General features: G+C 53.2%; 14 protein-coding genes. 1 reads left to right on the top strand and 13 read right to left on the bottom strand.

What is annotated here, in order from left to right; all coding sequences use genetic code 11:
• Nucleotides 1–8: 8 nt before the first annotated feature.
• From PGR23_RS05820 to PGR23_RS05810, 3 genes are read right to left on the bottom strand one after another with little or no spacing between them, the layout of a single operon-like run.
• The gene (locus tag PGR23_RS05820; protein ID WP_072058240.1) at nt 9–416 is read right to left on the bottom strand and encodes a putative T6SS immunity periplasmic lipoprotein; all 408 of its coding nucleotides are present in this window, start codon (nt 414–416) and stop codon (nt 9–11) included.
• Nucleotides 407–949 carry a hypothetical protein gene (locus PGR23_RS05815; protein ID WP_348876648.1) on the bottom strand — a complete coding sequence of 181 codons (543 nt, stop codon included), beginning with the start codon at nt 947–949 and terminating at the stop codon, nt 407–409. The genes PGR23_RS05820 and PGR23_RS05815 overlap by 10 nt, the downstream gene beginning before the upstream one ends.
• 55 nt (nt 950–1,004) lie before the next feature.
• Nucleotides 1,005–1,487, bottom strand: a complete 483-nt coding sequence (locus PGR23_RS05810) for an Hcp family type VI secretion system effector (protein ID WP_015366565.1) — start codon at nt 1,485–1,487, stop codon at nt 1,005–1,007.
• Between the two features lie 273 nt (nt 1,488–1,760).
• On the opposite strand from PGR23_RS05810, the gene PGR23_RS05805 reads away from it, so the two are divergent.
• On the top strand, nt 1,761–1,976 hold the full coding sequence (locus tag PGR23_RS05805; protein WP_047079156.1) for a hypothetical protein: 216 nt from the start codon (nt 1,761–1,763) through the stop codon (nt 1,974–1,976).
• Nucleotides 1,977–2,166: 190 nt separating this feature from the next.
• Here PGR23_RS05805 and PGR23_RS05800 read toward each other — a convergent pair whose 3' ends face one another.
• From PGR23_RS05800 to tssK, 10 genes are all read right to left on the bottom strand, one after another.
• Nucleotides 2,167–2,829 (bottom strand): hypothetical protein, encoded by a 663-nt coding sequence (locus tag PGR23_RS05800; RefSeq protein ID WP_047048468.1) that lies wholly within the window; start codon nt 2,827–2,829, stop codon nt 2,167–2,169.
• An 86-nt stretch (nt 2,830–2,915) separates the two neighbouring features.
• Nucleotides 2,916–3,332 (bottom strand): T6SS amidase immunity protein Tai4 family protein, encoded by a 417-nt coding sequence (locus tag PGR23_RS05795; RefSeq protein WP_047079154.1) that lies wholly within the window; start codon nt 3,330–3,332, stop codon nt 2,916–2,918.
• A 72-nt stretch (nt 3,333–3,404) separates the two neighbouring features.
• Entirely contained in the window at nt 3,405–3,821 is a 417-nt protein-coding gene (locus PGR23_RS05790) for a Rap1a/Tai family immunity protein (protein ID WP_348874582.1), read from the bottom strand.
• A 41-nt stretch (nt 3,822–3,862) separates the two neighbouring features.
• Nucleotides 3,863–5,362 carry a type VI secretion system contractile sheath large subunit gene (gene tssC / locus PGR23_RS05785; RefSeq protein WP_045382220.1) on the bottom strand — a complete coding sequence of 500 codons (1,500 nt, stop codon included), beginning with the start codon at nt 5,360–5,362 and terminating at the stop codon, nt 3,863–3,865.
• 3 nt (nt 5,363–5,365) lie between these two features.
• On the bottom strand, nt 5,366–5,890 hold the full coding sequence (gene tssB / locus PGR23_RS05780) for a type VI secretion system contractile sheath small subunit (protein WP_015366559.1): 525 nt from the start codon (nt 5,888–5,890) through the stop codon (nt 5,366–5,368).
• A gap of 75 nt (nt 5,891–5,965) precedes the next feature.
• Nucleotides 5,966–6,976, bottom strand: coding sequence for a type VI secretion system protein TssA (tssA, locus tag PGR23_RS05775; RefSeq protein WP_047048471.1), 1,011 nt, complete (start codon nt 6,974–6,976; stop codon nt 5,966–5,968).
• An 11-nt stretch (nt 6,977–6,987) separates the two neighbouring features.
• Nucleotides 6,988–7,695 (bottom strand): type VI secretion system-associated protein TagF, encoded by a 708-nt coding sequence (tagF, locus tag PGR23_RS05770; protein WP_015366557.1) that lies wholly within the window; start codon nt 7,693–7,695, stop codon nt 6,988–6,990.
• 16 nt (nt 7,696–7,711) lie between these two features.
• A complete protein-coding gene (gene tssM, locus PGR23_RS05765) occupies nt 7,712–11,323 on the bottom strand; it encodes a type VI secretion system membrane subunit TssM (protein WP_430915610.1) in 3,612 nt (1,203 codons plus the stop codon).
• A 2-nt stretch (nt 11,324–11,325) separates the two neighbouring features.
• The gene (locus PGR23_RS05760) at nt 11,326–12,555 is read right to left on the bottom strand and encodes a DotU family type VI secretion system protein (protein WP_047048479.1); all 1,230 of its coding nucleotides are present in this window, start codon (nt 12,553–12,555) and stop codon (nt 11,326–11,328) included.
• A 14-nt stretch (nt 12,556–12,569) separates the two neighbouring features.
• Nucleotides 12,570–13,913, bottom strand: coding sequence for a type VI secretion system baseplate subunit TssK (gene tssK / locus PGR23_RS05755; RefSeq protein WP_289577638.1), 1,344 nt, complete (start codon nt 13,911–13,913; stop codon nt 12,570–12,572).
• Nucleotides 13,914–13,932 lie beyond the last annotated feature (19 nt).

Genomic DNA, 13,932 nt, shown 5'->3' with positions numbered 1-13,932 from the left:
GGCACATTTTATTCAGTCTGTGTAAGCTTAAATTGCCCTGAAGCGCTTTCTACTAAGGAGAATCGAGCACCATAACGAACGGAATCGTTTTTACCAGACACCTTTAGTGCAACATCATATTCTCCAGCTTGCCATGTAATACCACTCCATTGGTGACACTGCTGGCTATTTAACATCGCGGTAGGGCTGAACGTCGCTGGCGGTGATATTGGTTTCCATTCATTGGCCGTTTTTTTCATAATGGTGGGCGAAGAACTAGTGATAGGCGCTTCCAGCCCTGAGTTAGCGGGGAGAGCAAAACAAGGTTCATTGTTTTTTAGTGTTACTGAAAACGTCTGATATTGTGCCGGGTGAGGTACACAGGCGTTTATCATGATTGTGAACGCCAATATAATAAAAAATTTACTCATAACCATGTCCGCCGATCTTTAGGGTTTTTAATAAACAAAGATAACGCCTGTAAATATTTATCTCTTAGATTTGGCCCAATAATCCCCTCAAAACCTGTGATGTTTACAAAATCGCCCAAGCCGTAATTAATTAGATAATAATAATCTGAAATTATAGAGGCCTGCTGTTCCATACCAAAGTTCGACAATTTCTTGTTTGGAGGTAAAGAGTAATTATAACTCACTGCCCAACTGAATACCCCTCTGGTTCGAACATTCATTCCAATCTGATGCTGCAAAACATGAACCATCTCGTGTATGAACCAGTGCTTATATCGAGGAGGCTCTGTTGAAAAATCATCACGATAATGCGGCTCTCGGAAATACATTTCACCATTAGGTGTCATTGCAACATTATTTGATTGCATGTTAAATGGTAAGTAACTTTTATTATGTACTTTAACTTCAGAATATTTTATTGCGCCGCCAAAAACCAAACGTGCCAATGCTATCTCGCCGATAGTAAGAGAACGAAAACCCCCTTCCTGCAAATTTGCCATGTATCCTTCCTCCTTGATTGAGAATGGCCGGGGAAAATCCCCGGCACGTAGGCAATTATGCTTCTTTATTTTCTTTGATATTCCAGCCGGCGCTGCTTTCTGCCCCTTTACCGCCAGCGGAAGTCTGCTCCCAGTACTGCTGTTTCACTTTCGCCGCCTGGAAGGCATAGGTTACGCCAACGGTGTCGCCGTTATCGGCGCCGGTGTACTGCACGGAAGTCACCAGTACATCTTCGAGGGTGATTCGCGCATATTCAACCTGCTGACCACCGGCTTTGCAGACCGAAAGTTCAACTTTGGTCAGGTGCTTGCCGCTGGAGCAGTGCTTCAGAATCGCGGTGGTGGATTTGTCGATCAGCGCATTTACGTGCAGGTCGTTGAAATTCACTTTACCCGCACCGCCACCGCCGCCCACGCTCATATTACCCGGCTGGGATGCGCCCCAGGAAAAAGAGGTAATATCAGTCCAACCGGTGTGATTAGAATCTTTTGATTCACCGGTTACACCCTCGACCTTCAGAAACATATCAATAGCCATAATATCTACTCTTCGTTAATGAAAATTATTGCTTTCGAAAAAGCACTTATATGGCAAACAGGAAAGCATGGGGCTGAATAAAACCATCCATATTTTACTATTGCCTCAAGCCTGACGAGTTAAACCGTACAGACCACTTCAGAATAGCCGCATTATGACAGCAACTACTCTAAGTTCCCTTCTGTCGTTCAATATTTCGGACAGGTGCTAGACAACTAATACCTGGTTAATCTAGAATAAATCCAACCAACTACAGCAAAAAAGGATTGATGAATGAAAAAAGCGCTATCGGTAGCATTGATAATTATACTTTCAATTATTGGCATATTTTCTCTTGTCAATATTTTTCAATCATTATGGTATATTATTTCGCTTGAATCATTCAATACAATAAATATTGGACTGCTTGTCGGAAAAATAATTTTCACCGCCCTTGTTTTTATGGGGGTTCGTATTTTAATCAAATTGTGTCGCGCATCACAACTTTGATTTTACCCTCTCTGCGAAATAGTATATGGCGAGAGATGCGATAATAAGCAACATCAAAAGAAACACATTTTTCGCCAGCGCTATAATATCACCACCCCAGTCACATACAAAAATATAATAACCTAGAGTTGTAAAAAATAGAATGAATGAAAAAATCAAAAGAATATAAACACATAAGTATTTAATGATTTTATTTAACACGACCAACCCCTGATAGGAAATGGTTGAATATTTCTTTATCTATAGCGCCATGAGCTTGTTGGTAGTTGATTGCAATGATAAATGGCTTAATATTATCCTCAACCAGAAAATATAATAAATCTAAATCACCAATTCCTCGCAATTGATTATAAATCTCTTTGTTTAAATTGCGTAGCTCATATGATGTATAAATGGACCTCGAAATAGACGCCCCCACACTTAATACTCCAGTCACACCTACGGACACTAAAAAACGAGGAATTATTTTAGAAATAAACAACGAAACCAACTCGTTCACAAATGCCATTTTGAAAGCAATGCCACCAACTTGCGAACCCCCAACTTTTATCAGAAGTTCTCTCGATTGTTCTTCAGAAAGACCACATAAATAACGTTTTATCACCACATTCACTAATCTGCGTACTTCTTCTGAAGTTACACCTTTTTTAATGAGGCTGATAAGCCTGATTTTATCGGTTTCATTGCGCCAGCGATGATCAGAGTCTAGAAAATCTTTAGACAACATCCAAAGATCTTCTGGAATAGACATGAAGCCACTAATCGTGCTGTTAGCAAAAATCTCAATACTGCTTTTTTTGCCAGAGTCAAAAATTTTCAACATACCATCGGCGATTTGTTTCGGCGTACTCATTCCCAAATTCGAATCTCCCTGTCGTTAATTATATATCTCAACATAATTGTCCATTGAATAGCAGGAATGCAAAGTTGAAATTAATGCTAGTTATCCTGACTCCAGGTTTTATTAGGATCACCGATGATTATCTGCGAAGTTAATTTATCCAGTTCCGTACTATGATAAAGGCGCAAACAATTTAAGGTAACGCCCTGAGTTGCGGGTTGTCTCTCGGAATGAAAGCCATTGGTGGCACTTTTGTATTTAGTAATAATGGCGTTAATTTTGTCATTACCGTTTTCAATATCGAAAGGCACCCACTCCAGCAACGCATTGCTACTGCGCGCAGCATCCACAGAAAACTGACTTTTATCATCGGCTACCTGCGCCAGACAGCGGGATAAAACCACGTCTTTAACAACCTGCTTATAGGGTAGCTGTTTAACAAACAATACCGGGTCGTCCCAGGCATAAGCCGACGCACTGCTAGCAAGCAGCAGACTGATAATGATTCTGTTCATGGCAACTCCCAAAAATTGGCTTTGGTTGCTACCTCAATTCCCAAAATTCATCATGTTGTCGCCAGGGAAGCCTCATGACGTCGCTCCCTTTTTGCAAGGCAACTCCTTCGCCAACGCTTCGGTAATCAGCATCGCCGCAGGCTGTTTAATTCGCTCGTCGGGCAGCTTTTTGAAATAGCTGTAGACGCTTTCTCGAAGCGATCCCGGCAGTGCCTGCTGATAACCGCACCAGGCTTTACCTTCTGTTGCATCCATCACGCCAAGCAGATACATATTGGCCTTTAACTGCTGCTGGGTATTGTCTTGTGCCAGCCAGGCCTTGAGAAACTTTTCGCCGCTCAACCGCACATCATTACGTGATAGTTGATTGGGATCGCGCAGTAAATTGGCGGAATCTTCAGCCGCCTGGACGACAGCAAATGGCATCAGCACCGTGAGCAGTCCCAGCGTGCAGAGTGGTAATAATTTCATTTCTTTACCTTCTTCCATGGCGTGGTACCTGCCGGGAGTCGCCTCCCGGCGGCATCATATTACGCTTCCTTGGTTTTCAGCGACGGCAGCTTGGAAACCAGACGCAGCGACACGGTAAGCCCTTCCAGCTGGTAGTGCGGACGCAGGAAGAACTTCGCGGTGTAGTAACCCGGGTTGTCTTCGATCTCCGCTACCTGCACTTCAGCGGCCGCCAGCGGTTTGCGCGCTTTGGTCTCCTGCGACGAGTTAGCCGGATCGCCATCGACATAGTTCATCACCCAGTCGTTCAGCCAGCGTTCCATGTCATCGCGCTCGCGGAAGGAGCCGATTTTGTCGCGCACAATGCACTTCAGGTAGTGAGCAAAACGGCAGCAGGCGAACAAGTACGGCAGACGAGCGGCCAGACGGGCATTCGCCGTGGCGTCGGCATCATGATATTCCGCCGGTTTCTGCAACGACTGCGCGCCGATAAAGGCGGCAAAGTCGGAGTTTTTGCGATGGATCAGCGGCATAAAGCCATTTTTCGCCAGCTCCGCCTCGCGGCGATCGCTGATGGCAATCTCGGTCGGGCATTTCATGTCCACGCCGCCATCGTCGCTCGGGAAGGTGTGGCAAGGCAGATTTTCCACCGCGCCGCCGGATTCCACGCCGCGAATGGAGGTGCACCAGCCAAACTCTTTGAACGAGCGGTTAATGTTCGCCGCCATCGCATACGCCGAGTTGGCCCACGCGTAATTGTTGTGATCCGCGCCGTCGGTCTGCTCTTCAAAATCAAAACTGTCCACCGGGTTGGTTCGAATCCCGTACGGCAGGCGCGACAGGAAGCGCGGCATCACCAGCCCCAGATAACGCGCGTCTTCCGACTCGCGCAGCGAACGCCAGGCGGCATATTCGGTATTCTGGAAGATTTTTGTGAGGTCGCGCGGGTTCGCCAGCTCCTGCCAGGACTCCATCTGCATCACTTCCGGTGCGGTACCGGTAATAAACGGACAGTGCGCAGCCGATCCGATACGCGCCATTTCGCCCAGTAATTCCACATCCTGCGGACTATGGTCGAAATAGTAATCGCCGACGATGCAGCCGAATGGCTCGCCGCCAAACTGGCCGTACTCCTGTTCATAAATTTTCTTAAAGATCGGGCTCTGGTCCCAGCCCACCCCTTTGTAACGCTTCAGAGTGCGCCCCAGCTCCTGCTTGGAGATGCTCATAAAGCGGATTTTCAGCATTTCGTCGGTTTCGCTGTTGTTGACCAGGTAGCTCAGGCCGCGCCATGCGCTTTCCAGTTTCTGGAACTCGTCATGATGCAGGATCTGGTTCACCTGCCGCGACAGCTGCTCATCGATACCGGCAATCAGGTTCTGGATGGTGCGATAGGTGTCGTTGGAAAACGTGACGGTGTTTTCCAGCGCCTGCTGCGCGAGGGTTTTTACCGCGTTTTCAACGGCGGAACGCGCCTGGTCGGTTTTCGGGCGAAACTCTTTGTTCAGCAGCGCGCTGAATTCATCCTGGCTAAAGGCCTGGCTGGACTGCTGCTCATGTTGTTGAGTCGGGTTGCTCATCGATTACTCCTCGCTACCTTTCGCACTGTCGTCTTGTTTCGGCATCTGGCTCAACGATTTGAGCAGCGTCGGATCCTGCAAAATTTTAGCAATTAGCTCTTCCGCGCCGTTTTTACCGTCCATATAGGTGAGCAGATTCGAAAGCTGGGTACGGGCTTCCAGCAGTTTGTTCAGCGGCTCCACTTTGCGGGCCACGGCATCCGGCAGGAAGTCGTCCATGCTGTCGAAGGTTAAATCGACGTTCAGTTTGCCTTCGTTGGTCAGCGTATTGTCGACCTGGAAAGCGACGCGCGGTTTCAGCGCTTTCATACGTTCGTCGAAGTTATCAATATCGATGTCGAGGAACTTACGTTCATCGACCGCCGGTTGATTGTCGACCGGTTTACCCACCAGATCCGCCATCACCCCCATTACAAACGGAAGCTGGATTTTGCGTTCCGCACCATAAATCTCTACGTCGTACTCGATCTGTACGCGGGGCGCACGGTTGCGTGCGATAAATTTCTGCCCACTTTTACTTATTGCCATGATGTTCTCCATCGAAGATGCGCGGTAAAGGTTGAGCGCCAGACCTTATGCCTGTCGCCATAATGTCCGGACGCGTCAGTCGCGACGTCCAAAAATGTTTTCCAGTTGATGAACGCCGTCCGGCGCTAAATCGCGGATGATGTCCATAAAATCCAGCTCAATCAGCCGCTGTACCCGTTCAATCATCAGCGGCGCGGGGTGACTCGGTTCGTGCTGGGCGAAGTACTGTTTTACTTTTTCCAGCATCTGCTGCGCCTCGGCGCGGCTGCTGATTTGCGCGCTGCGCCAGTCAACGGCAGACGGCGGCGGCGCGTTGGGAATCGCTTGATGTTCACTCACGGCACTCTCCTCGCGGGACGCGTGAAAGGACGAAATATCGGTTATCTGGCAGGCGCCGGCGACGATACCGACGGTCTTCTGAAGTTGTTCCATTTCCGGCACGCCGCTTTCACCCAGACAATCGCTTAATATTTCGCGGATGGTCTGCAAGCGCTGGTGAATGGCGAGGATGGCGTCAATCCCCGGCTGTCCGCCGCGGGCCAGTTCATCAATCAATCGCGAACGGCCGCCGGGATAATCCGCGCATTCGGTTTTACTGCCATCGAGCAGCGCCTGCGCATCGCGCAATAGCAGTTCATCGCCATTACTGCGTAACAACACGGCATTGCGTAACGCGCTGGTCAGCGCTGATTTGTCACTTAGCCCCGCGAGCGCATTGATACGGTAAAACGGATCAGTTTCGCCATACTCTTCCAGCAGCGGATAGATAGGCTGCCAGTAAAGCGACAGCGCCTGTTGCACCAGCAGCAGGCCATCCGCGTAACCACTCAGGCCGCGGCGTTTTGTCCACGCCTGAGTCAGCGCCAGCATGACGCGCAAATCTTTGGTGCGGCTAAGTAGCCCAGCCGCCAGCTTTTCTACCGTCGTCCAGTCAGCGGGTTCCGCCGGGATAATGGTGTCGCCGAACTGCTGCTCGGCTTTACCCTGCATCGCTTGTTCCATTGCCTGGAAATCGGCGTCATATTCGAGGTTTTCACCGCAGGGCTGCTCCGCGCTAACCGGAGCAAGGAATTCATCAATATTCATGGCCTACCTGCTTATTCAAACATCGGCGGATACAGACCGTGACGGCCCGGCCTCGCGCCCCCGGCGGGATCAAACAGCAGCGTGAACAGCTGGCCGGTCAAATTACCGCTATGGACGTGGGTATAGAGCGGATAACCATCGGCGCGGTTAGTCCACCAAAAGCTGGTCTGACGCTGCGGATCAAAACAGTCCGCCGCCTGCTGCCAGCCAAGGGAGCTTTGCCCATCTTGCTGATAGCCAATCACGTCGAGTATCTCCGAACGCTTTTCCGCCTCTACCAGCTTTGGCGCTGGAATAGCGAGTAGCGCCTGGTCAAGTTGTTCCGCGGAAAAACCATTACGTACCGCATGCAGCAGCGTTCTGCCCACCTGCTGATACCACTCTCCGGCCTGAGTGAGGATCGAAGGCGACCACTCCAGCGGGTTGAAGGCCATTTGCGCGCAGATAGGATACTGGCGACCTACCCGGTCACGCCCTGGGATCAGACACCCCATCTGCACCATCTGCCCGCTTAACATCGGCGGAACGATAAAGTTCCATACCGGCGCGTTGCTGAACTGGCGTTCGCCGCTACGCTGTTGCTCCTGTTGCCAGGCCAACAGCCCAACCTGAAACCATTGCGACCACTGGCGAACCAGCATGTCCGGAAATCGACGTTGTAAAAAATCGCCGGTACTGGGGAGTTTCCCGTACCAGCTCATCGCAGGGGCGTGAGTCATTCGGCTTTCCTTGCGGTTATGGACATGAGAAATGGGGAAGCTGGAACGGATTGCGGATACTGTTCGGCGCAAACTCCAGCGTGACCTGGTAACCATCGACATTAAACGTTGCCTGACGGCTCAAACTGCTGCTGCCGGGCGCGGTGCGCGCCTTATCAAAAAAGCGGTTCAGCGCCCATGAGCCGCTGGTCACCAGCGTCGAGGTGGTACCATCGGCCAGACCGAGTTGCATACGCACCTGGTTGGTGCCGCCCGGCCCCGGCCAGCTCATCATTTGCACCGCCTGCGGACCGTGGCTATAGCGCAACTGCTGGCCATCAACATCCAGCGTCAGGTTGAGGATCCGGTTGTCCATGCTGATGGTGCGCACCGTCACTTTAAATGACGGCGTGGTCGCGCCATTGGCAAAGAACGCGTCGCGGATCGATTGCGCCTGCTGGAAAGGCCTTAATAACCCTTCACTACCCGGCAATGTTTTGCCATCGATACCGGGCATAAAACGCCAGCTGGACTGCGTGGTATCGACTTTATTGGTCAGGTTGTCACGGAAGAAGGTATCCATCATGCCGGTGCCCGGCGCGAACATACGCGCCAGATCGTCCGGCGTGACTTCACTACTGGCGCTGCGAACCAGCGGATAGCGCCCGGCGATAGCCTGGCGGCAGAATCCGCCGACTTCAACGTTAATCCGTTTACGTACGTTATCGAGATCGCGGCGCTGGGTATCACTGCTGGCGCCGACCGCCATTTTGCTGAACATGGTTTGCAGGCCGCCAGGTAAACGCCCGGCGCTGGCCTGTAGACGGCTAATCGCGTCGCCGCCCGGCGGTTGCATACCGCTGTTGGCGGCATCCTGTACCGCGGTCAAGTAGCGATAAAGTTCATCGATCTGTTTGAGGAAATCGTCGAACACAATCGTTTTGCCGCCCTTTTCCAACGGCTGCGCCAGTTCGATCAGCGGCGCGTAGTGTTCCGTTACCAGCTGTTCCGGCGTCTGGCTAAGCGCCGCGCCCTGGGTTGTGCCGCCCTCATCATGGCGGAAAAGCGCTTCCAGCGTTCGGGTAGCGCGGTTGCCCTGCTCGGCTGAGTTTTCGCTTTTAACCGTATCCGGCTCGGCGCGCGCCAGGTTCAGCACCTGACTCAGGTTGATAACCAGACGGCGCAGCGGCGAGTTACTGGCGGAAAGCAGGCGCGCGGTGTTGATCCGCGATGACAGATCGGCGCTATTGTTGAGCTGAATATCGGCAAGGAAGCGATCCCAGTTGGCGATAAAGTCACGCATATAGAGCTGGCGGACGGCGTTATCGGTTTGCTGTTTATCTTCCGACGCGCTGGCGGCGCCCAGCACCCAGATATCATCTTCATGCAGCGCGCTGGTCACGTTATCGATCTGTTTATTGAACACCTGCCAGTAGCCATCTGGCGTGTACAGGCCGGGAACGCCCTCAGCGATCGGCGTACCGCTTTTACGCGAGAACACCAGTTCGCTCTGCGGCCCGCCGAGCGTCGCAAGCGATACCGCTTTCAGATTGTCATCATGCTCAAGTAGACGTTTCAGACGACCGTACACTCTTGAGGAGAGCGGCTGCTGGTTAATCAACGCCCGCTCACGGGCGATCAGCGCATCATCCCTGGCATACGGCGAGGACTGGATTTGCGGTTCCAGTAGCTGGACCAGATGCCCTTCCAGCTGTCGTAGCTGCGTCTGCGTCACGTTTTGCGGCAGGTTACGCTGCAGGTTAAGCATCACCCAGGAGAGTAGAAACTTGCCGTCATACTGCTTGGGCTGATAGAGCATCTGATAGGCTTTCAACGCCTCATAGCTATACTCGGCGTCACTGCCATTGTCGTTGCGCAACCAGGTAGTGATACGCATGGCGACATCCGGTAGCAGCATTTGCTGCAGCGCTTTTTGATACAGCGTCTGCGAGGCATCGCTGACATCATTTCCGCGGTAGAGTCCCATCCGGCGGCTGACCGGCGGGTCGTTGACGTCAAAATCGGCACTCTTCGGCAATTCCAGCAGGCCGTTGAGTAGCGGCAGCATGGCGAACAGATCGCGCTGCTCGGGGTTTTGCAACGCTTTGCTCTGCTGCTCAACCTGCGGCACCTTCACCGAGACTTCTTCCAGGTAGGCCTTGTTTTTGCCGTAGCTGGTCAGCCACAGTACGCATGAAATGATTAACAGCGCCGCGAGCGCCGCATAGCCTGACCAGATCGCTGCGCGGTTACGCAGTTCCCACCAGCGGTTCTGCCCGGCGATGCCGGCTTCCTGGAAAATCACGTTTTGCAGCAGGTTTTTAATGAAATAACTCTGGCCTTTGGCGCCGGGGATCGGCGCTTCTTTACTCACAGAGTCCCAGTTGTCGTTTTCATTTCCCTGTGGCAAAGACAGCGCGCGATTGAGTTCGCCCATCACGCGGTCGAATGGTAGCCCTTCCTGGGTACCGCTGGCGAAATAAATGCCGCGCGGTGAAAACTCGGTTTCAAAGTTAGAACGGGCAAAGACGGTACTCAGGTAATCGGCTAACAGCGGCCGCAACGCCGCAAACTCTTGCGGGAACAGCCAGGCTTCGGCGCGGGTTTTGGCATCATGCTCTTGCAGCATTGTATCCGGCAGCCCGGCTTCAAGCCGCTGTTGCAGTAGCGCAAACTCCTGGGTAAAGCGGCCTATCAGGTCGAAGTCGGCAAGACTTGCCTGCTCCCACGGGAAAGTGAAGCCCCAGATTTGATCGCGCTGCGCCTTGTCGTAATCGGCAAACCAGGCGCGGAAGCCTTTAAGCAGGTCGGCCTTCGTCACCAGTACGTACACCGGGAAACGAATACCCAATTGTTCATGTAGTTCAGAGAGACGCTGGCGCAGATTAACCGCCTGCTGCCGCGAGGCCTCCGTCGATTGCGTTAACAGGTCGGAGATACTTACCGTGACGATAACGCCGTTAATCGGCTGGCGGCGGCGGTATTTACGCAATAATCCCATGAACTTCAGCCACTCGCTGGCGTCCTGCGCCTGCTCGCTCTCCTGGGTGGTATAGCGCCCGGCGGTGTCCAGCAGCACGGCCTCGTTGGTAAACCACCAGTCACAGTTGCGCGTGCCGCCGATGCCGCGTAACGCCGTTTTTCCGAAGCGGTCGGCCAGCGGGAACTGCAGCCCGGAATTCGCTAAGGCGGTGGTTTTACCGGAACCGGATGCGCCAATAATCACATACCATGGCAGCTGATACAGATAGTGAGTGCTAAACCGCTGGGTCCACTGGCCATTGCCGGTTTTGCTGAAGTGCGCTTTTTTCAACATTTGCGCGGCTTCATCAAAGCGTTCGGCGAGGATCTGGTCTTCACTATTGAGGCGCTGCTGCGGATCGTTACCCTTCGGCGTGTCTTCCTTCAGGTTATCCATCAGCTTGCGGTTGAGCCAGGCGTTGTACAGACGCGGCAGAATGTGGCTTTGCGCCCAGATGAGGTACACCAGCGCAATAGATATAACGCGGTTTTGTTCCGATTCCAGCGGCCGGGTATCGACAATCGACAATAGCGGGCCAATCATCCAGATGACGGCCGCCACCGCCGTAGCGCCGAGAAAACCCCACAGCAGCCGGTTGGTCAGTATGGAAAGCAGAAGTGTCAGCATCCTTAATTTCCTTGGGGCAATCCGTTCAGCTCAGCCCGGGTATTATCGGGCGACACCAGCAGAGTAATTTCCACACGGCGGTTACGGGCACGGTTCTCAGGAGTAGTATTCGGCGCGATGGGGTTCATTTCCCCTCGCCCTTCGGCTTTTACGCGTTCAGGCTGCGTCAGATGATTTTGCAGTTGCTTTTGTACCGATCGCGCGCGTTCCAGCGACAGTTCGTAGTTCGAGGCAAAGCGCGCGCTGCGGATAGGCACATTATCGCTATAGCCGACCACCAGAATGCGGCCGCTGACGTTGTTCATCGCTTGCGCAATGCGATCAATCACCGGATCGTAACGGTCGCGCACCACCGTCGAGGCCGAAGCAAAGAGCCCGTCGCCTTTGAGGATCACCACGCTGCGGTCCGCTTCGTCACGAACCGCAACCAGCCCTTCGGCAATTTCCGGGCGCAGAAAACCTCGCAGGTTAAGTACCGCCGGCAATTTTTCCGCCGGCTGAGCAATCGACGCTTCCGGCAGCGGGGTCTGGTAAATTTTCGCCAACACCGGGTTGGTGGCATCGCCAAGCCGCCAGTTAAGAATGATATAGAACAGGCAGGCGGCGAACCCCGCCAGCGCGACGCAGGCCCATAGCGGCACCACCGGACGCCACAGTTTACGCAGCACCGGGCGATCCTCGCCGTGAACCGATAACGGCGGCGCGTAGCCGCCGCGTACGCCGCATATCATTTGCCACAGGCGCTGCTTGATGGTTTCCAATTGCGTACGGCCGTTATCCATTACCCGATAGCGTCCTTCAAAACCGAGCAATAAACAGTAGTTGATCAGTTCCAACAGATTGATGTGTTCGCGCGGATTCTGCGACAGGCGCGCCAATAGCTGAAAGAACTTCTCCCCGCCCCAGGTTTCGTTATGAAAGGTCACTAAAAGACCGCTGCCCGACCAGACGCCGCTACTCCCCCATGGCGTCAAGGCCGCAGCCTCGTCCAGCGCGGTACACAGACAGTAACGAGCGCCGACTATCACTTCGTAGGGTAACCCCGCCTGCTGAGCGCGCACTTCAAAACGACGGATTTCATCAATCAAACGCTGGCGCAAACCGGCCTGGTCATCGTGAGATACCGAATGACGAATCTGTGGGATCGCATTTAGCAATGGGTTGGCGGCCGTCACCAGGGGATTATTGCCGCTTACGCCATGGCTGGCAGCGGCCTGTTGTTCCTGCATCATCAACGCTCGCTTTCTTATTCCGACGGGCTACGGATAGCCCAAAATTCCATATCCAGGCCGGGGAACTCGCCTGCCAGATGCAGGGCGAAGGCGCCGGATTTCTCCATGTCGTTCCACAGCTCGCCGCCCTTTTCGACTGCAAAGTAGTTGTAACCGGCATGCCACGGAATTTGCGGCGGCGCGGCGGGCATAGCGCGCAGGATCAAACCCGGTAGCTGTAGTTGCACCAGATCGCGAATTTTGCTCACCGGCGCGACTTTCATCTGTGCCGGGAAGTGCGTTTGCAGTACATCACCCGGTACGCTAGCTTTAACCGCCAATACGAATCCGAAATCACGCACCATGCTGCTCTCGGGTACGGTCGCGATGTTTAGCCCATGCGATCGTTCTATCAGCGGGAGTTGGATGGCGTTGTCTTCCATTACTTGTGATAACCCCTGACGCAGCAACAACATCAGTTTGCCGAAGCAGCTAGCGAGATCGTCATGGTCGTAAATTGGCAGCGCAGCATCCGGACCGCGCTGCGCCATCCAGGTCGTCAGCTCGGCGGCGAACGGCAGCCAGCTATTCCACAATGACTCGGGGTGAACTAACGGCAGCGTTTTGAGATGTAAGAGATGGCCGAGATGGCGATTGACCAGCGCAAGTAGAGTGAACTCAATTAATTCGGAAGTATTAAAACGCCCCGGCTGTCGCAGCCGGCTGCCGATCTGCTGGCTGCGTTGCGCCAGCAGACCATGCAAGTCGTTGATCATCGCGTAAATCAAAGGATGATTGATGCCGTTGAGCATCGGCGGGATATAGCCATTATCGAGTTTTACGGCATTATCGTTGCGCTTTTCGGCAATGAACGCCACGCCGATGGCCGTCCACTCGGCAGACAAATCCTTTTCCAGCATCAGGGTGAGCCGCGGGCGGGCAAACTGCACGGTGGCATCGCCAACCGACAGCGCATTGTCATCCGCCACATCCTGCTCAAACGCGGTAAAGCGCGCCAGCGAGTCTTTTTCCTCGCTGAAGATAACTTCTTCCCGGCCGCCGCGGCGTACCGGCAAGGCCAGTACGACTTTTTCGCCGGCGACGTTATCCGGAAGCTGCAACGGCGTCGGGCCCTGACGAGCATCGCGAAACTGGAAGAACGTCCCATCCGGCAGCAGGCCGCTGGCATAGCTCAGAGCAATGCAGCCCTGACGCAGCATCGCCTCATCAAGTTCAATCTCAAGGAAACCCCACAGCCAGGAGCGCTGTAATCCGCCCCATTCGCGAATTTGCGTTTGCAGGTAGCTTTCTGCCCGCTGAAAGTGATGCGGACGCAAGAACATACCTTCGGTCCAGACCACCTTTTCTGCTTTATTCATACAAATTTCCTGTTAGGGC

This window comes from Klebsiella sp. 141162 (genome assembly GCF_050600755.1).
GTDB lineage: Bacteria > Pseudomonadota > Gammaproteobacteria > Enterobacterales > Enterobacteriaceae > Klebsiella > Klebsiella aerogenes.
Note: the sequence above shows the minus strand (reverse complement) of the source record. Positions and strands in the feature narration are given on the sequence as shown.